Here is an 18,715-nt window from a genome sequence, read left to right on the forward strand (position 1 = left end):
TCATGTCACAACAAAATATTTTATTTATCGACCGAGACGGAACGTTAATTGAAGAACCGATTAGCGACAAACAAGTAGACTCACTGGAAAAGCTTGTCTTCGAACCTGCTGTTGTCCCTGTGTTGTTGTCATTACAAAAGAAAGGATTTCGCCTTGTGATGGTATCTAATCAAGACGGTTTAGGTACCGATAGCTACCCACAAGCTGATTTCGATTTACCCCATAACAAAATGATGGATTTCTTCACTTCACAAGGCGTTATTTTTGATGATGTATTGTTATGTCCTCATTTTGAAGAAGATAACTGCAATTGCAGAAAACCAAAACTAGGTTTGGTCAGTGATTATTTGCAGCAAGGTAAAGTCAACTTTACTCAATCGTTTGTCATAGGCGATAGAGAAACAGACTTGCAGTTGGCTGCAAATATGGGAATTCAAGGCATTAAATATGACAGAGAAACCATGAACTGGTCAGATATTGCCGAGCAGTTGCTTACTAAAGCCCGTAAAGCAAAAGTGACGAGAACCACAAAAGAAACTGACATTTCGGTTGCGGTGAATTTAGACAAAGTTGGTGATGTACAAATTAATACTGGCTTAGGATTTTTTGACCATATGCTTGAGCAAATCGCCACCCACGGTGGGTTTTCGATGCAAGTAAGTGTTGATGGTGATTACCATATTGATGAACACCACAGTGTTGAAGACACAGCATTAGCACTTGGGCAAACACTCAAACAAGCATTAGGTGACAAACGCGGTATCGGTCGCTTCGGTTTTGTATTGCCGATGGATGAGTGCCGTGCAGAATGCGCTATCGATTTATCAGGACGCCCTTGGTTAGAATTTGATGCCAAGTTTACCGACAATAATGTTGGAAAAATGTCAACGCAGATGGTTTCACACTTTTTCCGTTCATTAGCAGATTCAATGGCGATCACGTTGCACTTATCAACTACTGAAGGTAATTGTCATCACCAAGTAGAAAGCTTATTTAAAGTGTTTGGTCGTGCACTTCGCCAAGCAATTACCGTAAGTGGTGATGTATTACCAAGCTCAAAAGGCACGCTATAAAGGTAAAATATGAGTATCAAAAATCAACAAGTCGTTATTGTCGATACCGGTTGTGCAAACTTATCTTCCGTGCAGTTTGCGGTGAAAAGAATAGGCTATCAAGCGAGCATAACCGATGATATCAGCGCAATAAATGCAGCTGATAAAGTAATATTACCTGGTGTTGGCAGCGCAAAACACGCCATGGCCAATATAAAAGCAAAAGGCTTAGTATCCACCCTACAACAGTTAACACAACCAACCTTAGGCTTTTGTTTAGGTATGCAACTGATGACAACTTCATCTGATGAAGGCGGTATAACAACACCTATTGATTGCCTAGGGCTGATCCCAACAAGGGTAAAACCTTTACAAGCAAAAGATGTTCGATTGCCGCATATGGGATGGAATACCTTAACGGCAATAAGTGATCACCCTGTATTTAATGGCATCAACGTTGGCGACTATTTTTATTTTGTTCATAGCTTTGCGGCTCCAGTAAGTGAATTTACCGTGGCCAGTTGTGACTACGAACAACCCTTTTCAGCTGCGATTGCAAAAGACAATTTCATTGGTTGCCAATTTCATCCTGAACGTTCAAGCAAGCTTGGCAGCAAAATCATACAAAATTTTATAGAGATGTAGCCTTATGATGATCCCCGCAATTGACCTGATAAATGGCGAAGTAGTTCGCTTATTTCAAGGTGATTACGCCCAGAAAACTCAGTACGCTTATACCCCTAAAGAGCGCCAAGACGCTTATTTTAATGCGGGTGCAACCGTGATGCACTTTGTTGATTTAGATGGTGCAAAAGACAGTACAAAACGACAACTTTCCACATTAAAAACAGTAGTAGATCACCCAAATATGATTATTCAAGTGGGTGGTGGTGTGCGTTCAGAGCAAGATGTTATCGACTTACTTGAGCTCGGTGCAAATCGCGTTGTTATTGGTAGTCTTGCTATTAAAGAACCCACACTAGTTAGCCAGTGGTTAGAAAAGTACGGTAATGAAAAAATTGTACTAGCACTAGACATTAAAATTGACACGCAAGGCCGTAAAACGCTACCCACCCATGGTTGGATAAAAGATAGCGGTGTAGTACTTGAAGACCTACTCGAACAATACCAAAATGCTGGATTAAAACATGTTTTATGTACCGACATCAGTAAAGATGGCACGTTAACAGGCACTAATGTCGCACTTTATCAAGAAATGTGTTCAGCATATCCTAATATTCATTGGCAAGCCTCTGGTGGCATTGGCTCCTTAGACGATATCAAGGCGCTTATTCCAACTGGCGTAAGTGGCGTGATACTCGGCCGTTCATTATTAGAGGGGAAATTTACCTTAGAGGAGGCGATTGCATGTTGGCCAAACGCATAATACCTTGTCTTGATGTACGCGATGGAAAAGTGGTTAAAGGTGTTCAATTTCGCAACCACGAAATCATTGGTGATATTGTTCCCCTTGCACAACAATATGCACAAGCAGGTGCTGATGAATTAGTTTTTTATGATATTACCGCCAGTTCAGATCAACGTGTTGTTGACAAAACATGGGTAAGTCGCATTGCTGAAGTCATTGATATTCCTTTTTGTGTCGCCGGTGGTATTAAAACAGAGTTAGACGCGCAACTCATTTTAAAAATGGGTGCGGATAAAATTAGTATAAATTCACCCGCATTAGCAGAACCAGAATTGATCACTCGACTTGCTGATATTTTCGGCCAACAGTGTATCGTGGTGGGTATAGACAGTTTTTATAACCAAGAAACAAAAGAGTACCAAGTTTACCAATTTACCGGTGATGAAACACGTACGCAAAAAACGAAATGGAATACCTTTGATTGGATCAAAGAAGTACAACACCGTGGCGCAGGTGAAATAGTGCTTAATTGCATGAATCAAGATGGTGTTCGCCAAGGTTACGATATTGCACAATTAACCTTAGCCAGGCAAGCAAGCCAAGTTCCACTTATTGCATCAGGTGGTGCAGGTGAAATAGAACACTTTATTGATGTATTTCAACAAGCAGATGTAGATGGAGCGTTAGCGGCGAGTGTTTTTCATAAAGGCATCATTGCGATGGATGAACTTAAACAATCTTTAAACAACCATAAAATAGCGATCAGACAATGATAGTAACTCAAGACAATTTGGCTGAATTAGCCTGGCAAAAAATGGAAAACATGATCCCCGCCATTATTCAACATCACAAAACGGGTGCTGTTTTAATGCAAGGATTTATGACACCTGAAGCGCTATCGCAAACACTTCAGCAGCATAAAGCTACTTTTTACAGCCGCTCACAACAAGGGTTATGGACTAAAGGAGAAACCTCTGGTCATTACTTACACGTTAAACAAGTGGTTGCCGACTGTGATCGTGACAGTCTGTTGATTGCATGTGAGCCTATAGGCCCTACCTGCCATTTAGGTACTGAATCTTGCTACCCTGAGCAACAGCTTACTCAACAGAACTTTCTTAGCCAACTAGAACAAGTCATTGCTGCGCGTCACGGTGAAAACCCTGAAGATAGTTATACCGCTTCTTTATTTGCCAAGGGAACAACGAAAATAGCACAAAAAGTTGGTGAAGAAGGCGTTGAAGTTGCACTTGCTGCTGTGGCAGAAACTAAAGAAGATTTATTAGGTGAATGTGCCGATTTGTTTTACCACACACTTGTGTTGTTAAGAGACAAAAACATAGATCTAAGCGAAGTGATGCAAGTGTTACAAAACAGACATCAAAAAAATTAACGCGTAAGATCAATAATCCCTAATAAGTAGTGTCATGCAATAAAAACTATGTAGGCACTACTCTTTTTGCTTAATCCAATTTATACTCAATAAAGAATATGGACTTTCACTGGCTTAGCTGTTGAGGTCTATATGCATTCATTAACACATACAAAAACCTTTCTTGTTACCCTTGCTGTACTTTTCATTTATCTTTTAAACATAACAACGACATTAGCGAACGATATTGTTATTTCAATTCGTGACGATGTATATCATGACTATCAACGTTTTTTGAACGGCCGCAATGTATTAGACATCAACGATTTTTCCGGTAAAACGATAAGGCGAGATGTTGTTGATATGATTATCGCTCAACAAGCATTAACCCTTGGTGGCTTTAACCACACCTTTAAATATCATCCAGGAAAATTAAATTTTCGAAATACCAAAATGATCCAACAAGGAACATTATTAATTAGTTTTGATTCCTATTGGCTTGCTGATGCTAACGCACTTGCCGAGCATGTTTATATTTCAGCTCCGGTTATTCGTCATGGGGAATATGTTGCAGGCATATATACTAGTCCAAATAATAAAGCTGTACTAGCGATTAACTCACTCGATGATCTCAAGCAGTTTACCGCTATTTCAACACCAAAATGGCGTACAGATTGGAGAACTTTAGAAAGCTTACCGATTAAACAATTAATCAGCGAAGATGAATGGCTTAGCCAGGCACGATTAACACACATTCAGTGGGTGGATTTTATGTTAATGGCATTTCATTCAACACCTGATAAATCTTTTACCCTTGATAAAATTCATTTAGTGCCAGTTAAAGGTGTTGGCGTTGTATTGAATGACAGCAGACATTTTGTCATCAGTAAAAAGCACCCATTAGGTCAACAAGCCTTCATCGCAATTAATAAAGGCTTAACCCTATTAAGAAAGAAACAATTGATCACAAAAGCTTATACCCAGGCGGGATTCTTTATTGATAAAAATAACATCAAAATTATCAATAAGTAACGCAAACAAGCCTTTTTTCCTAACCAAATAGTCAAAAATCATTGATATTTTATTAACAAATATGTAATATAGCGCCCCTAAAATACACGGATTCAATGTCACTGCTAAGGATTAGCTATGTTTAAATATTGGTCTATCAAAAAATATGGTAGTAAGCTTTTACCATTACTCGAAAAGCAGTATGGCGTTCAATATGCTTATACCGCTTCACAAATTAGAACTGTCGTTTATCAAAAAGATTTTAATCCTGAATATTTGCCATTAGGTTATATTCTATTTTTAGATCAAAATGATTTGAATACAGTGCTAGATAAAGAATTTCCCTCGTTAAATGTAGCCGAGTATAAGAAAGAAATTCTGACGTATCTTGAACAAAAAAGTTACCGTGGTTTTTTACAAATATTGCAATAAAGCAGTAAAAACCATTGAGTTATCTTACACGGTCAAATAACATCACGCTTATTTGACCGTTTTTTATGGGCGCTTTATGCATTGGCTTGATTCTACATTCAATGAATTAACACTTGATCAATTATATGACTTGCTGAAACTCAGAGTAGATGTATTTGTTGTTGAACAAACATGTTATTACCCAGAGCTTGATAATTTAGACAGACACGCACAAACACGTCATATTATGGCGTATAAAAACGAAAAACTTGCCGCGTATTTAAGGGTTTTACCTGCTGGTACAACCTACTCAACAAACCCAGCGATTGGCAGAGTCGTTATTGCTAACGATGCTAGAGGTAATGGTTTAGGGCATCAATTGATGCAAAGAGCATTAAGTTCATGCCAACGATATTTTCCTCAACAGACGGTTAAAATGTCAGCACAGGAACACCTAGAAACATTTTACAACACACACGGCTTTGTAAAATGCTCTAGTGGTTATTTGGAAGACGGTATTCCCCATATCAGCATGATACAAGAAACATAGTCGTTCTAGCCAAGAAACAAACGGATATTTTCAATTGCCAACACTAATAGCGTTGCAAAGCTAATGAGCATACCGGCTTGTCGACCTTTGCTTGGCCCTTGCGTTTGCGTAATACCAATACCATGTAATATACGACCAATAAAAAATGCAGCGCCTACGCCATGAATTAATAGTTGTGAGCTACCATTAATTTCTGCGCAAGCAAGCATCAACATGGCTAAGGGTGCGTATTCCGCAAAGTTACCATGCACTCGCACTGCTTGTGCCAACTCATCATGACCACCATCACCGATGCCAGTTTTGTATTTATAGCGCAATTTAATGATGCGTATAGCAAAGCCAATATAAAGTAACGCTAATAGCGCAAGATAAAAGCCGGTAATTGATATGTTTAACATAAACTTCCTTAAAAAATAAAACGAGATCTACTTTGAATATAAATACAATAACTCTACGTTAAAATGTATCGTAGCTGAATAAAAATTACAGCGGTGGAAAAAGACAAATATCAGTGAAAAACTGACAAATTAGCAAAAAAAAGACCTACTAAAAAGTAGGCCTGATCTTGTTTATTCTGTTTGTTAAGACAATTTCTCTGCCAATATTTGACTGACTGTCTCAACGGGCTGAGTGCCATCGATCGTTATGTAACGACAAGCACCTGCATCAGCTTCTGCTTTGTAATAATCAACCAAAGGTTTTGTTTGATCATGATAAATACCTAAACGCTTACGTACAGTACCTTCTTCATCATCAGGACGAATGATTAACTCTTCGCCAGTTTCATCATCTTTACCTTCATTTTTAGGCGGATTATAAACGATATGATAAACACGGCCTGAGCCTGGGTGCACTCTACGGCCCCCCATGCGTTCAACTATCACTTCATCAGCTACGTCAAATTCAATAACACTATCAACTGAAACACCATTTTCTTTCATTGCGTCAGCTTGAGGAATTGTTCGCGGAAAACCATCAAGCAAGAAGCCTTTTTTACAGTCTTCTTGTGCTATACGTTCTTTAACCAAGCCAATAATCAAATCGTCAGAGACTAGCTGACCTGCGTCCATTACGGCTTTCGCTTTATTACCAAGTTCGGTACCTGCCTTAATAGCAGCGCGTAACATATCGCCAGTAGATATTTGTGGTATACCATATTTGGTCATTAAAAATTGTGCTTGAGTACCTTTACCTGCACCCGGAGCACCTAACAAAATTATGCGCATAGAACTTTGCCCTATCTTATAAAAATACTAATTTGGCCGTTTAACTGCTGTATAAGCGCCAATTAACCCGCCAAATGAGTACATTAACTACCTTCATTTGAACGAGCAACACTATACATTTTAGACAGAGAGCAAACAAGTAAGAATTTACTCGTAGTTAACAAAAAATAGCGCTTAAACACTGATCTTCGACTAATGTCTAAAGTCTCTTGCCAAGGGTAGTTAGAAAAATAGCAATTTAATACTCAAAAAGTAGAAAGTATCCGTAGGCAGCTAGCAAGGCAGGAATAGCAGAGTAACACGTTGCAATAACGGCAACTTTCGGTGATAACGCAATTGCAGGAAATAAAGCATCGCCATCATTACTAATCGCATTGCCAAGCTGTGCAGACAATGGAATAGCTCCATTCAGATACAAGGTAGTTGTTAAAATTTGTGGTCCACAACCAGGGATCATACCAACTAATACACTGATCAGTGGTGTAATCGCCGGAAGTGCTGAGAAAAGGTGAGTCAATTGCAGGTCAGTAAAAAAAACGATGAGCTCAAAGCAAAGTAACGCAATAACCACCCAACTAATAATAAAGTTTGTATCTAAAGCAACCCTTTGGAAAATAGCATGTTGTTTGGGCTTATCATCTTCAGCGACTATCGACTTAAAGCTTTTTGTTTCACGTGTGGTTGCCCATAATAGAATAAATAAAAACGCCAACATTGCACCACCGCTATGTATAAAACGATTTTGTTGGCTCGAAAACCATGGAAGCTCTATTTGTGCAGCCATCAAAACAGCGATAATTGCGCATGGGATTAACAATAGTTGCCATAATCTACCTTGTAGCATTACTCGTTTTAACGGTTTATTTGTTGATGTTTTACAACCTTTTTGGTATCTAGTGTTTGTTAATATTGGTCGAAGAAAGTCATCACCATGGATCATATTAACCATGATCCCAGATAACACACCAACGATAAAACATGCAGCGATTATCGCAATACCCACTTTAGGTTGTGCAGCAAGTAACAGAAAAGCAGCATCTCCCATCGTAGCCGTTAGCACGGCGACAACAGCGCCAAACCTCATACTGCCTGAAACATATTGCGAAATAACAATAATTGCCCCACCACAACCAGGTAATAACCCTAAAAAAGCAGCCAATATAATTTGCCTATTAGGAGTACTTATGAAGGTAGAAACAAAATATTCGTAACTCGATGTCTTCGAAACTGAGTTCACCACTAAGTGGTAAAGGGAAAGAGACATTGCAACAAACACAGCAACTTGCCAAAAAGCATCAGACAACACGTTTAAAGTTAACGATTGCGTTGCTGGTATTATTAAAAGTGCTATTAAAAAGCTAGGTAAGAAGAGTCTACGATACTGTGGGAAGTCTTTCGTATTTCGCCATAGCAATGCTTTTTGATAAAGTGAAGTCGCCATGAATAATCACCCCTGATAGGGATTACATTGCCACTTTATTAACATAAATAATGCGACCAATGATTTGCTCTTTATTCATTGGCCCTAACTCTTCGATTGTTTCGCTAGTTTCATTCTCTCCCTTCCCCCAAATAAAACCATTTCTATCAATCACGGCAACAGTTTTTACCACTATGCCAAATCGTCGATGCTTTATCAGTACTCGGTGCCCTTCTTTTATTGGCAAAAAATTTAACCAATTACACACCAATACTGCACTATTTTGAGGAAATAGTGGTGCCATACTGTGGCCTTTTACCTTCCAAAACTTTAAGCCAAGCATCGTTATTCCTCTTTTAATGCAACACTTCTTCGTTCTGAGCTAAGCGCACTTTTAACGCCATTAACTTGTTTACACAGTCTTGGCAAATTGGATATTTTTTTGAAAAAGATAATAGCCGCTGTAAGGTAATATTAAGCGCCTTAATGGCAATGAGCTTGACATCTTCATCACGTACACTGTCATCAGACAATGCTTGCAAATATTCATGAGGAACTAATAAATAACGAAGTGACACATCAAGATCACCCTGTACTTCAAACAGTGCGGAAAGGTTATGGCATGCGCAGATCCAAGCTAATAAAATATCAGTTTCATACGGATTATTTTGGTAATTATCCGCCAACAACTCATACGCTTCTTTGTAATAGAATTCAGCTTGTAACCAACGTCTATCGTAAAAGCATTCATTACCATTGTTTAATAATGCTTGCCATTGCTCATGCTGCATTTTCTCTCCTTCTTTTCACAATATTAACGGGCTAAGTTCACATACTGTTTAGTACAGATTTACATCATTATTGCGATTAAACTAACATTATGGCGTTTAAAAGGTTGATAACACCCAAACTTCTAGAACAACGTGTATTGCTGTTAGCGAGAGTAATAAAACCCTGTTCAAACAGTACAAATAGATGAAACCAACTAAGTCAAATGATAATCATTGTTATTTGTATTTGCAATATTTTTATTTAATTTATTGTTGAAATTAAACTGATGGAATGAATAAATGTAGATAAGCTTTGTTAGCTTTTCATCGCATGTTAAAAAATTTACTTTTCAACATCATCGTTAAGTGTAGCTCAACAATGAATCTTACCTGTTGAAGCAACGAGCACGCACAAAAAAAAGCGCCTTTCGGCGCTTTTGTATAACAAGTATCAACTACTCACTATTTTTAATGAACAACCTTATTTGGTTAAGCTCATCATTAGTTTATTCAATTTAGTAACAAATGATGCTGGATCTTTTAAGTTACCACGTTCAGCTAATGTTGCTTGTTCAAATAACACATCAACCCACTGGTTAAATTTATCATCGTCTGCTTCATCAGCCACATGTTTTACTAGATCATGCTCAGCGTTAATTTCAAAAATTGGTTTTACTTCTGGAACTTCTTGACCAACTTGTGCCATTAGTTTCTGCATTTGAATGCTCATATCATCTTCGGCCGTTACGATAACAGCAGGAGAATCAGTTAATCGATTAGAAATTTTCACTTCTTTAACTTTATCGCCTAACGCGTCTTTCATGCGTTTAACAACAGAGTCGAATTCTTTTTCTAACTTCTCTTGCGCTTCTTTTGCTTCTTCATCTTCTAAATCGCTTAAATCAACACCACCACGAGCGACTGATTGCAATTGCTTTTCATCGAACTCGGTTAAATGACTCACTAACCATTCATCGATACGATCAGAAAGTAATAATACTTCAATCCCTTTTTTACGGAACACTTCAAGGTGTGGGCTATTTTTAGCCGCTTCAAAACTGTCAGCCACAACGTAGTAAATCTTATCTTGGCCTTCTTTCATCCGCTCAATGTATTCTGGCAAAGACACATTTTGTACTGAAGAATCTTCATGTGTTGACGCAAAACGCAACAGTTTAGCGATCGCTTCTTTGTTGCCCATGTCTTCTGCTGGGCCTTCTTTTAATACTTGGCCGAACTCATTCCAAAATGCTTGATATTGTTCTTTGTCTTTTTTACCGAACTTCTCTAACATTTTTAACACACGCTTAGTACAACCTTTACGTATCGCTTGTGTTACTTTGTTATCTTGTAATATTTCACGAGATACATTTAGTGGTAAATCATTAGAATCAAGTAACCCCTTCACAAAACGAAGATACGTTGGCATGAATTGTTCTGCATCGTCCATGATAAAAACACGTTGAACATACAGTTTTAAACCGTGTTGTTTTTCGCGGTTATACATATCGAATGGAGCTTTACTTGGAATGTAAAGTAACGAGGTGTATTCAGTATTACCTTCTACTTTGTTGTGCTCCCAAAGTAATGGATCTGCAAAATCATGTGACACATGCTTGTAGAACTCTTTGTACTCTTCCTCGGTAACGTCTGCTTTTTCACGTGTCCAAAGCGCTGTTGCTTTATTAACCGCCTCCCACTTAGCTGGAACCGCATCTTTAGCGTCAACCGCTGGCGTTACAACATTACCTTCATCATCTTTTACTTCTTCTTGTGCTTCAACAGCAGGAACTTCTGGTGTTAGCATTTCAACAGATATCGAGATGTGATCTGAATATTTTGTCACAATTGAACGTAAGCGCCAGTCATCTAAAAATTCTTTTTCATCATCTTTTAAATGAAGAATAATATCGGTACCACGATTCGACTTTTCAATTTGACGAGTCGTAAACTGGCCTTCGCCTTCACTTTGCCATTCAACAGCTTCATCAGCATTAGCGCCAGCAGCTCTTGAACGAACGGTTACCTTATCAGCGACAATAAAAGCTGAATAGAAACCAACACCAAACTGACCGATTAATTGTGAATCAGAGGCTTGGTCACCAGAGAGTTTAGAGAAGAATTCAGCGGTGCCTGATTTTGCAATCGTCCCTAAATGCTCAATCACTTGCTCTTGGGTCATACCAATACCGTTATCTGAAATAGTAACCGTATTATTCTCTTTATCAGCACTTACGCGAACGCGTAAATCGCCATCACCTTCATACAAATCGGCATTTTTTAATGCTTCAAATCTAAGTTTATCGGAAGCATCTGCCGCATTTGAGACTAATTCACGCAAGAAAATCTCTTTGTTTGAATACAAAGAATGAATCATTAATTGAAGAAGTTGTTTTACTTCAGTTTGAAAGCCATGAACTTCTGGTTGACCTGCATCAGACATTCGAGCTATCTCCTATCTTACTATCTGTTATTGGTGTTAATGAGGACAACGCCTCTTGATAGAGCAGATATGGGGATAGCGAAAATAAAATCAAGCACAAAAAATATATTCGGAAAATTTATTTATCAATCACCCCTTCCTTACCACAATTACCTGACGCTATATGTGATAGCTTTATCTTTAAATTCAATAAGAAAGCCATTGCAATGCTAAAATTTCTAACCGATTACCCTCGGAAATTTTACTAAGTTGTCACTCTTTTTAGCAGGTTGTCGATTTAGTGTTACACTCAAAGTAAGCGTTAAAATTTTCAAACGTTAACAGTAAGGCAGGTATCATGACATCACTTTCAAACGGCATGACAATAGGTCTTGAACGCACAAACAATGACTTCTTTATTTCATTAAAACTCACCGGTAAATTAACCCATGAAGATTACCAAGCCATCATTCCAATTGTTGAATCAGCACTCGCTAAAGTTGTTTCACCAAATATAGATGCATTTATTGACGCATCAGCATTTGAAGGGTGGGAAGTGCGTGCTGCTTGGGATGATTTAGTGTTTGGCTTAAAGCATAACAATGAATTTAGAAAAGTGGCAATCTATGGTGATAAAGACTGGCTAGAATCGGTTTCTAAACTAGGCAATTGGTTTGTAACAGGAGAAGTTAAGCACTTTACTGACCCTGCTAAAGCATTAGCATGGTTAGCAGAATAACGATTAACCATGCTTTTACTACAACTAGCGCCTTGCTATTGGTAATTTTTTCGACCTGAAAATGCGTGTGATAAAGTATTACCATCAACGTATTCTAGTTCGCCACCAACGGGAACACCATGCGCAATACGCGAGATATTTACTTGATATTTCCTCGCTAACTCAGCAACATAATGCGCAGTTGCCTCCCCTTCTACGGTGGGGTTAGTCGCGAGTATTAATTCGCTGTATTGCTGTGTGGCAAGTTGTGTTTCTAATACCTCAAGTTTTAGATCTTCCGGACCAATTCCATCTAGCGGTGATAAATGACCCATTAAAATAAAATATACCCCTTGAAACTCACCGGTTTGTTCAATGGCAATGACATCAGCGGGCGATTCTACTACACATAATTGACCACGATCTTGTCGTTTTGAACTCGCACATATATCGCAAATATTTTGTTCAGTAAAATTTCGACATTGCTGGCAATGCTGTACATGCTCCATTGCTTGATGCAATACATCGGCTAGTTTCTTACCGCCAACTCTATTACGTTCAAGCAGCTGAAACGCCATACGTTGAGCAGACTTTGCACCAACACCCGGCAAATATTTCAATGCGGTTATTAATTCTTGTACCAGAGGACTAAATTTCATACACAGTTTACGAAAAGCAATTTTCGCTAGTCTAACCACTCAGCAAGAAAAGTTAAATTTATATGTGATATTTTTCTATCTACTCATAAGTATTTGCCTTAATATCAACGATAAAATCATTCGTCTTAAACAGAGCTATAGCTTGCTAAGCGTTTGTCCTTTGTTCCCATTTCAATTTTATATACGAGAGATTTTTTATGTTATCTAATGTAGTTATTACTCTTGTGTTGTTAATCACCACCGCATTTATCTTAAAAAAATGGTTAGCACTGCCGCACAATATTTTCCTACTTTTCATTATTCAGCCGTTAGTGATGGCTTCATCACCAGTGATCGTTTTTATTGGCGGTATTTTATCGTCTGAGTTATCTACCGATAAATCACTTGCAACCTTGCCTATCACTTTAATGATAGTGGGTGTCGCAACAGCTGCGATACCAGCGGCAATGTTAGCCAAAAAGCTTGGACGAAAAGCGGCTACACTATTTGGTTTCTCTTTAGGGTTAGTCGGTTGCGTTTTAGCAATGATCGCCACTCAAATAGCAAGTTTTACATTGTTTAGTCTTGCCTCTCTGTCATTAGGGTTTTGCGCTGCCTTTGTACAGCAGTTACGTTTTGCAGCAATTGAAAGTACGAAGAATCAAGAAGATGTTCCGTCAATGTTATCAGTACTGATGCTCAGTGGCATATTCTCTGCTTTTTTAGGACCTGAAATTGCAGTAACGGCAAAAGACTGGATTTCATCACCACACGGCTATACGGGTTCCTTTGCTTTTATTGCCGTATTATTAGTAATAGCAATGATAATATTTACACAATTTGATGGTGCAAAACCCATTATCAATACGGGTAAAAAAAGTGGTCGTGCGATGAAAGACATTATCAGCCAACCTTTATTTATCATAGCCATGCTCAGTGCTGCCATTGGCTTTGCCTTAATGAGCTACTTAATGACTGCCACTCCCATCAGTATGCATCATATGCATGGCCATTCATTACTTGATACCAAATGGGTTATTCAATCACATATTGCTGCGATGTTTGTTCCTTCATTGTTTACCGGCTGGTTAGTAAAGAAAATAGGTTTAAAGCATTTGATGTTTATTGGTACCTTGTTGTATGCAGTGGTGGCAGTTATCGCTTATTCTGGCATGCAAGTTATTCATTATTGGTGGGCTTTATTATTGTTAGGTGTTGGTTGGAACTTTTTATTCCTTACCGGAACGTCACTGCTTCCTAGAAGCTATCACGAAGATGAAAAACACAAAGTACAGGCATTCAATGATTTTGTGATTTTTGGCTGTCAAGCAAGTGCATCGCTGCTAGCCGGTGTCGTACTGTATCAATTTGGTTGGGCAGGAGTTGTCACGTCAAGCTTGCCGTTTATCGCCATTTTATTACTGTTATGTATTAAATATTATCGTCAAAAAGCACTTTAGCCATCACTGCAGCCTTGTGAACTTTAACTCAGAAGGTTGCTGTTGATGTTAACAACCTAGGTAATGTTGATCTTTTGAGATAAAATTTTGTTCGAGCTAAACGCTTTTTATTCAAGGCTTGGCAATGTCGCATGGTTATGCCATGTAAATTGCAGCAAAAATAAACGCAAAAGTTCAACAGAGCCTAGCTAGTGCTTTTCTTGCGCCAACGTATAAGTTCTTTTTGATCTGCTGGGGCATCTTCACCTTGGGCAATTAACTCTTTTGCTTGTTCTGCTAACAGTTGCTCAGCTTTATCTTCAATTTTCGCTAACATTTGATAAAAAGATGATTTTTCTTCTTCAGTTAATACACTTTCTAGCTGCTTACTTCGGTCATCCATTGCCGCTGTAACATGTTTATATATCGTCAGCCCCTGCTCATTAAGTACAAGGTTTTTCACATTCTTTTTAAATTGATCAGGTTGCGACTCTATCAAGCCTAGTGAAAGTAATTTTTTTACCGCTCGGGAAACCGTATAAGAATCAAGACGAGATTGATAGGCGATGTCAGCAGACTTGATCGGCATATAAGAACCAATATTAAGCAAAACTCGCATTTCTCGCGGATCAAGATCAGATAAGTTACGAATTTTCCAATCTCTGTTGAGCGCAAGTAAGTTACTCACTACCGCAATTTGAAACGGTAAATGATTAGTAAGATCGAGTGGTTCCTTGTGTTCAGTAGTAAGTTGAAACGCTAAACGCCTTGCTGGTGATTTGATAATATAGCTCCCCTAAGGTACTGATTGGCCATTTCTCGCTTCAAATAAGCGATACCAATCTTCACGAGTATACTCGAGTGACAATGCAACTTTTGCTGCTTCGATACGTTCAGGCGTGGTAGAGCCGATAATCGGGAATATCTTTGCAGGATGCTTTAATAACCAAGCTAGTATCACTTGCCATGGCTGACATTGATAGTTTTCCGCCTGTTGATTTAGCTCATTTTCAATGCGTTGCTCATCGCTTGTGGTAAAGCTATTTCCCCATGCTGAATAGGCGACGCCGCCTAGAGGACACCACGCAATTGGCGCTATTTGATGTTGTTGACATTGATCTAAGGTGCCATTGAGCAGGGTATCAATGTTATGAATATTAATTTCAACTTGGTTCGCCACCAGAGGCATTGACATCCCTGAACGCAACATTTCAACTTGCGATGGTAAAAAGTTACTAACACCAAAGTGTTTAACCTTGCCAGAAGCTTTCAGTAACGCAAAGGTTTCTGCTACTTCATGCACATCCATTAAAAAATCAGGACGATGCAATAAGAATAGGTCTAAATAATCAACATTTAAACGCGATAATGAGCCTTCAACAGCGTTTAAGATATATTTCTTACTAAAGTCATATCGCGTTGGTGCATATTCATTTTCTTTTTTCGGACGAATACCCGCTTTAGACGTAATAATTAAATTATCTCGTAATGCAGGTGACGCTTTTATCACTTCGCCAAATAAACTTTCACTTTCACCACCGCCGTATATATCGGCATGGTCAAAGTGGTTATAACCTGCTTCAATAGCTGCGTGTATAGCACGTTTTCCTTTGTTACGTGCTGCTAAGGAGTTGTCGCCGCATATGCGCATACAACCATAAATTAACCGAGATGAAGTATATGGTGTTTGAGCTAAGTGTACGTTTTTCATAAATTAATACATAGTATGTCTTGTATACCTTCAATATAACATGAAGTAATATGATGTTGGCAAGGTAAAAGCTATTCTCTACAACAATACCTTCGCTTGAATGATTAAATGCTCTAAATGGCTTCTGTTTTTATTATGTAAAATTATCATTTCCACTCAATTTCACTGCACAAATTACCAATAGACTGATATATTAGCGCCTGCAATTTTCCACAATAAGGTTAACCTGTGTCACATTTTGTTTGGAACGTAGACCCTGTATTATTCTCGCTGGGCCCTGTCACTATACATTGGTATGGAGCACTATTTGCCAGCGCAATTTTTGCTGGTTTGTATTATATGAAATGGGTATTCACCTTAGAGAATAAAAACGTGGATACCTTAGACAATCTATTAATGTATGTGGTGCTAGGCATTATTATTGGTGCAAGGCTTGGTCATTGCTTCTTCTATGATCCTGATTTTTACTTCGCTAATCCATTAAAAATATTGGCGATATGGGAAGGCGGATTAGCCAGTCATGGTGGTGGACTTGGTGCTATCATCGGTACCTGGTTATTTTGCAAACGCCATAACGTTAATACGCTATGGCTACTTGATAGATTAGCTATTGCAACCGCAGTTTTTGGTATATTCGTTCGTTCAGCAAATTTTGTAAACTCGGAAATTTTAGGCCATCCAAGTGATGTGCCATGGGCTATCGTTTTCGAACGTGTTGACAGTTTAGCGCGTCATCCGGCACAACTTTATGAAGCGATCGCTTATTTGTTAATTGCCGCTGTATTAACATTACTTTATCGAAGCACTGCTATTAAAGAGCGTGTTGGCGCTTTACTCGGTTTATTTTTGATACTAACTTTTAGTGCTCGCTTTGTCATTGAGTTCTTTAAGCAACAGCAAGCCTCTTACACACTAGAGTCCGCGTTAAATACCGGACAGATGTTAAGCATTCCGTTCTTTTTCGTTGGCGTATTTTTATTTCTACGCGCAAAGCAAACTCCGGCCGTTACAGGTAAAAAATAAATTTTATGGCAAAAAAATATTACGTCATTTGGAAAGGTATAAAAACAGGTGTTTTTGATAATTGGCCAGAAGTACAGCAGTTAACCTCAGGCCGAGCAGATGCCCAATATATGGGTTTTTCTACCAAACAAGATGCAGAAAAAGCATTTAAAGAAAGTTATACAAAAGCACTAACTAAACGCTCATTAACACAAAAAAAACCGAGCGCTAAACCAGAAAATACGTCAAACACCAGTGCACATGGTGTAAACGCTGACATTCAAATTTATAGTGACGGTGCTTGTTCACCTAACCCTGGCCAAGCTGGTACGGGCATAGCTGTTTATCAAAAAAATAAGCTCGCTCAGCTTTGGTATGGTTTATATGATGCTAACGGTACAAATAACACCGCAGAGCTCTTAGGTTTACTAGAATCGTTTAAACTTGCGCAGCAGTATTTACGAAAAAACAGCGGTATGCGTATTGAGGTATTAAGTGATTCGCGCTATTCAATAGATTGTATTACTAAGTGGGCACCAGGTTGGCAACGCAAGGGATGGAAAAAAGCAGATGGTCAACCGATCAAGAATCCAGAAATAATCAAAGCATGTTTTGAGCTATATCAGCAAATCAAACAACAAGTCATTGTTAGCCACGTTAAAGGTCACGCTAATATAGAAGGTAATGAATTAGCAGATCGCATGGCTGTTTATGCAAGAATGACAAAACAAAAAAGCTTTGTAACCTACGAAAATGCGCTCAACATCACTTCCATTCTAGCAATGCCTTCTGGCTAAAAAAGCCCGCGTTGCGGGCTCATTCACACTATACTGTTATTTGTGCCGCAAAGGCAATTGCCTTAGCTAAGTCTTCTGGGGTATCAACACCTTCTACTGGCAAACGGCTTTGTGCTACAGCAACATGAATTTTTTCGCCTTGCCACAATACGCGTAATTGCTCTAACGATTCAATTTGCTCTAGTTCACTTGCTGGCCATTGAATATATTCATTGATAAAACTTGCGCGGTAAGCATAAATACCAATATGGCGTAGATAAAAATCTCCAACAGTTGTTGTATCTTTAGCAGTTAAAAAACGCTCCCTATCGTATGGGATTGTCGCTCGACTAAAATATAAAGCATACCCTTGTTTATCCATAAGCACTTTCACTGCGTTCGGATTAAAGGCTTCTTCAGCATCAGCAATATGTACAGCCAGTGTCGCCATTTTTGCTTTTTGTTGGTTAGCAAGGTTACTTGCTACTTGTGCAATATTTTCTGGAGGGATGAAAGGCTCATCTCCTTGCACATTAACAACGACTTGCTCTGGCTCAAATTGGTACTTCTCAACTACTTCAGCCAACCTTTCTGTCCCCGATTGATGATCAGCTCGGGTTAAGCACACTTCACCACCAAAGCCTTCAACAACCTTGGCAACCTGCTGATTATCGGTAGCGACAATCACTTTTTCTGCACCACTTTTTACCGCTTTTTCAACAACCCACTGTATCATTGGTTTACCGTGAATATCGGCTAATACTTTGCCAGGTAAACGAGACGACTCAAAGCGGGCTGGAATGACTACCACAAATGACATATTTAGCT

Annotated in this window: 22 protein-coding genes; 12 read left to right on the forward strand and 10 right to left on the reverse strand. The window is 38.7% G+C overall.

Annotated elements, in window-relative coordinates:
- The first annotated feature begins 2 nt into the window (after positions 1 to 2).
- The 8 genes from hisB (at position 3) to Q4489_RS12650 (ending at position 5,765) form a co-directional block, all read left to right on the forward strand.
- On the forward strand, positions 3 to 1,073 hold the full coding sequence (hisB, locus tag Q4489_RS12615; RefSeq protein ID WP_303480921.1) for a bifunctional histidinol-phosphatase/imidazoleglycerol-phosphate dehydratase HisB: 1,071 nt from the start codon (positions 3 to 5) through the stop codon (positions 1,071 to 1,073).
- Between the two features lie 9 nt (positions 1,074 to 1,082).
- Positions 1,083 to 1,697, forward strand: coding sequence for an imidazole glycerol phosphate synthase subunit HisH (gene hisH, locus Q4489_RS12620; protein WP_303480922.1), 615 nt, complete (start codon positions 1,083 to 1,085; stop codon positions 1,695 to 1,697).
- A 4-nt stretch (positions 1,698 to 1,701) separates the two neighbouring features.
- Positions 1,702 to 2,439: a 1-(5-phosphoribosyl)-5-[(5-phosphoribosylamino)methylideneamino]imidazole-4-carboxamide isomerase gene (gene hisA, locus Q4489_RS12625; RefSeq protein WP_303480923.1), complete on the forward strand. Its 738-nt coding sequence runs from the start codon at positions 1,702 to 1,704 to the stop codon at positions 2,437 to 2,439.
- Entirely contained in the window at positions 2,421 to 3,194 is a 774-nt protein-coding gene (gene hisF / locus Q4489_RS12630) for an imidazole glycerol phosphate synthase subunit HisF (protein ID WP_303480925.1), read from the forward strand. The genes hisA and hisF overlap by 19 nt, the downstream gene beginning before the upstream one ends.
- The gene (hisIE, locus tag Q4489_RS12635) at positions 3,191 to 3,814 is read left to right on the forward strand and encodes a bifunctional phosphoribosyl-AMP cyclohydrolase/phosphoribosyl-ATP diphosphatase HisIE (RefSeq protein WP_303480926.1); all 624 of its coding nucleotides are present in this window, start codon (positions 3,191 to 3,193) and stop codon (positions 3,812 to 3,814) included. The genes hisF and hisIE overlap by 4 nt, the downstream gene beginning before the upstream one ends.
- Before the next feature lie 132 nt (positions 3,815 to 3,946).
- Entirely contained in the window at positions 3,947 to 4,825 is an 879-nt protein-coding gene (locus Q4489_RS12640; protein WP_303480927.1) for a hypothetical protein, read from the forward strand.
- A gap of 117 nt (positions 4,826 to 4,942) precedes the next feature.
- Positions 4,943 to 5,236: a DUF6559 family protein gene (locus Q4489_RS12645; RefSeq protein ID WP_303480929.1), complete on the forward strand. Its 294-nt coding sequence runs from the start codon at positions 4,943 to 4,945 to the stop codon at positions 5,234 to 5,236.
- 76 nt (positions 5,237 to 5,312) lie between these two features.
- A complete protein-coding gene (locus tag Q4489_RS12650) occupies positions 5,313 to 5,765 on the forward strand; it encodes a GNAT family N-acetyltransferase (protein ID WP_303480930.1) in 453 nt (150 codons plus the stop codon).
- A gap of 5 nt (positions 5,766 to 5,770) precedes the next feature.
- Here the strand turns inward: Q4489_RS12650 and Q4489_RS12655 are convergent, their stop codons facing one another.
- From Q4489_RS12655 to htpG, 6 genes are all read right to left on the reverse strand, one after another.
- Positions 5,771 to 6,163 (reverse strand): MAPEG family protein, encoded by a 393-nt coding sequence (locus Q4489_RS12655; RefSeq protein ID WP_074495541.1) that lies wholly within the window; start codon positions 6,161 to 6,163, stop codon positions 5,771 to 5,773.
- A 183-nt stretch (positions 6,164 to 6,346) separates the two neighbouring features.
- On the reverse strand, positions 6,347 to 6,991 hold the full coding sequence (gene adk / locus Q4489_RS12660; protein WP_286269355.1) for an adenylate kinase: 645 nt from the start codon (positions 6,989 to 6,991) through the stop codon (positions 6,347 to 6,349).
- 238 nt (positions 6,992 to 7,229) lie between these two features.
- Entirely contained in the window at positions 7,230 to 8,432 is a 1,203-nt protein-coding gene (locus Q4489_RS12665; protein ID WP_303480934.1) for a putative manganese transporter, read from the reverse strand.
- A 22-nt stretch (positions 8,433 to 8,454) separates the two neighbouring features.
- A complete protein-coding gene (locus tag Q4489_RS12670; protein ID WP_303480936.1) occupies positions 8,455 to 8,754 on the reverse strand; it encodes a S24 family peptidase in 300 nt (99 codons plus the stop codon).
- Positions 8,755 to 8,767: 13 nt separating this feature from the next.
- Positions 8,768 to 9,202: a hypothetical protein gene (locus tag Q4489_RS12675; protein WP_303480938.1), complete on the reverse strand. Its 435-nt coding sequence runs from the start codon at positions 9,200 to 9,202 to the stop codon at positions 8,768 to 8,770.
- A 460-nt stretch (positions 9,203 to 9,662) separates the two neighbouring features.
- The gene (gene htpG / locus Q4489_RS12680) at positions 9,663 to 11,624 is read right to left on the reverse strand and encodes a molecular chaperone HtpG (RefSeq protein ID WP_303480939.1); all 1,962 of its coding nucleotides are present in this window, start codon (positions 11,622 to 11,624) and stop codon (positions 9,663 to 9,665) included.
- A gap of 337 nt (positions 11,625 to 11,961) precedes the next feature.
- On the opposite strand from htpG, the gene Q4489_RS12685 reads away from it, so the two are divergent.
- Positions 11,962 to 12,342: an STAS/SEC14 domain-containing protein gene (locus Q4489_RS12685; RefSeq protein ID WP_303480941.1), complete on the forward strand. Its 381-nt coding sequence runs from the start codon at positions 11,962 to 11,964 to the stop codon at positions 12,340 to 12,342.
- 35 nt (positions 12,343 to 12,377) lie between these two features.
- Here the strand turns inward: Q4489_RS12685 and recR are convergent, their stop codons facing one another.
- The gene (recR, locus tag Q4489_RS12690) at positions 12,378 to 12,980 is read right to left on the reverse strand and encodes a recombination mediator RecR (protein ID WP_303480942.1); all 603 of its coding nucleotides are present in this window, start codon (positions 12,978 to 12,980) and stop codon (positions 12,378 to 12,380) included.
- A gap of 197 nt (positions 12,981 to 13,177) precedes the next feature.
- Between recR and Q4489_RS12695 the strand changes: the two genes are divergently transcribed.
- Positions 13,178 to 14,419, forward strand: coding sequence for an MFS transporter (locus Q4489_RS12695; protein WP_303480944.1), 1,242 nt, complete (start codon positions 13,178 to 13,180; stop codon positions 14,417 to 14,419).
- 184 nt (positions 14,420 to 14,603) lie between these two features.
- On the opposite strand, the gene Q4489_RS12700 is transcribed toward Q4489_RS12695, so the two are convergent.
- Both Q4489_RS12700 and Q4489_RS12705 read right to left on the reverse strand, forming a co-directional pair.
- Positions 14,604 to 15,086 (reverse strand): MarR family winged helix-turn-helix transcriptional regulator, encoded by a 483-nt coding sequence (locus tag Q4489_RS12700; RefSeq protein ID WP_303480946.1) that lies wholly within the window; start codon positions 15,084 to 15,086, stop codon positions 14,604 to 14,606.
- 108 nt (positions 15,087 to 15,194) lie between these two features.
- Complete coding sequence (locus Q4489_RS12705; RefSeq protein ID WP_303480948.1) at positions 15,195 to 16,109, reverse strand: aldo/keto reductase family oxidoreductase; 915 nt, start codon at positions 16,107 to 16,109, stop codon at positions 15,195 to 15,197.
- A 228-nt stretch (positions 16,110 to 16,337) separates the two neighbouring features.
- Between Q4489_RS12705 and lgt the strand changes: the two genes are divergently transcribed.
- Together lgt and Q4489_RS12715 are read left to right on the forward strand one after the other, a co-directional pair.
- A complete protein-coding gene (lgt, locus tag Q4489_RS12710; protein ID WP_303480950.1) occupies positions 16,338 to 17,132 on the forward strand; it encodes a prolipoprotein diacylglyceryl transferase in 795 nt (264 codons plus the stop codon).
- A 5-nt stretch (positions 17,133 to 17,137) separates the two neighbouring features.
- Positions 17,138 to 17,908 carry a ribonuclease H family protein gene (locus tag Q4489_RS12715; RefSeq protein WP_303480952.1) on the forward strand — a complete coding sequence of 257 codons (771 nt, stop codon included), beginning with the start codon at positions 17,138 to 17,140 and terminating at the stop codon, positions 17,906 to 17,908.
- Positions 17,909 to 17,936: 28 nt separating this feature from the next.
- Here the strand turns inward: Q4489_RS12715 and kdsB are convergent, their stop codons facing one another.
- The gene (gene kdsB / locus Q4489_RS12720) at positions 17,937 to 18,707 is read right to left on the reverse strand and encodes a 3-deoxy-manno-octulosonate cytidylyltransferase (protein ID WP_303480954.1); all 771 of its coding nucleotides are present in this window, start codon (positions 18,705 to 18,707) and stop codon (positions 17,937 to 17,939) included.
- Between the last annotated feature and the right edge of the window lie 8 nt (positions 18,708 to 18,715).

The sequence above is a fragment of the Thalassotalea sp. 1_MG-2023 genome (assembly GCF_030546745.1).
Lineage (GTDB): Bacteria > Pseudomonadota > Gammaproteobacteria > Enterobacterales > Alteromonadaceae > Thalassotalea_C.

Excerpts from the sequence above, each read along its gene's own strand:
- hisB (WP_303480921.1), top strand. The coding sequence starts at position 3 with ATGTCACAACAAAATATTTTATTTATCGACCGAGACGGAACGTTAATT.
- hisH (WP_303480922.1), top strand. The coding sequence starts at position 1,083 with ATGAGTATCAAAAATCAACAAGTCGTTATTGTCGATACCGGTTGTGCA.
- hisA (WP_303480923.1), top strand. The coding sequence starts at position 1,702 with ATGATGATCCCCGCAATTGACCTGATAAATGGCGAAGTAGTTCGCTTA.
- hisF (WP_303480925.1), top strand. The coding sequence starts at position 2,421 with ATGTTGGCCAAACGCATAATACCTTGTCTTGATGTACGCGATGGAAAA.
- hisIE (WP_303480926.1), top strand. The coding sequence starts at position 3,191 with ATGATAGTAACTCAAGACAATTTGGCTGAATTAGCCTGGCAAAAAATG.
- Q4489_RS12640 (WP_303480927.1), top strand. The coding sequence starts at position 3,947 with ATGCATTCATTAACACATACAAAAACCTTTCTTGTTACCCTTGCTGTA.
- Q4489_RS12645 (WP_303480929.1), top strand. The coding sequence starts at position 4,943 with ATGTTTAAATATTGGTCTATCAAAAAATATGGTAGTAAGCTTTTACCA.
- Q4489_RS12650 (WP_303480930.1), top strand. The coding sequence starts at position 5,313 with ATGCATTGGCTTGATTCTACATTCAATGAATTAACACTTGATCAATTA.
- Q4489_RS12655 (WP_074495541.1), bottom strand. The coding sequence starts at position 6,163 with ATGTTAAACATATCAATTACCGGCTTTTATCTTGCGCTATTAGCGTTA.
- adk (WP_286269355.1), bottom strand. The coding sequence starts at position 6,991 with ATGCGCATAATTTTGTTAGGTGCTCCGGGTGCAGGTAAAGGTACTCAA.
- Q4489_RS12665 (WP_303480934.1), bottom strand. The coding sequence starts at position 8,432 with ATGGCGACTTCACTTTATCAAAAAGCATTGCTATGGCGAAATACGAAA.
- Q4489_RS12670 (WP_303480936.1), bottom strand. The coding sequence starts at position 8,754 with ATGCTTGGCTTAAAGTTTTGGAAGGTAAAAGGCCACAGTATGGCACCA.
- Q4489_RS12675 (WP_303480938.1), bottom strand. The coding sequence starts at position 9,202 with ATGCAGCATGAGCAATGGCAAGCATTATTAAACAATGGTAATGAATGC.
- htpG (WP_303480939.1), bottom strand. The coding sequence starts at position 11,624 with ATGTCTGATGCAGGTCAACCAGAAGTTCATGGCTTTCAAACTGAAGTA.
- Q4489_RS12685 (WP_303480941.1), top strand. The coding sequence starts at position 11,962 with ATGACATCACTTTCAAACGGCATGACAATAGGTCTTGAACGCACAAAC.
- recR (WP_303480942.1), bottom strand. The coding sequence starts at position 12,980 with ATGAAATTTAGTCCTCTGGTACAAGAATTAATAACCGCATTGAAATAT.
- Q4489_RS12695 (WP_303480944.1), top strand. The coding sequence starts at position 13,178 with ATGTTATCTAATGTAGTTATTACTCTTGTGTTGTTAATCACCACCGCA.
- Q4489_RS12705 (WP_303480948.1), bottom strand. The coding sequence starts at position 16,109 with ATGAAAAACGTACACTTAGCTCAAACACCATATACTTCATCTCGGTTA.
- Q4489_RS12715 (WP_303480952.1), top strand. The coding sequence starts at position 17,138 with ATGGCAAAAAAATATTACGTCATTTGGAAAGGTATAAAAACAGGTGTT.
- kdsB (WP_303480954.1), bottom strand. The coding sequence starts at position 18,707 with ATGTCATTTGTGGTAGTCATTCCAGCCCGCTTTGAGTCGTCTCGTTTA.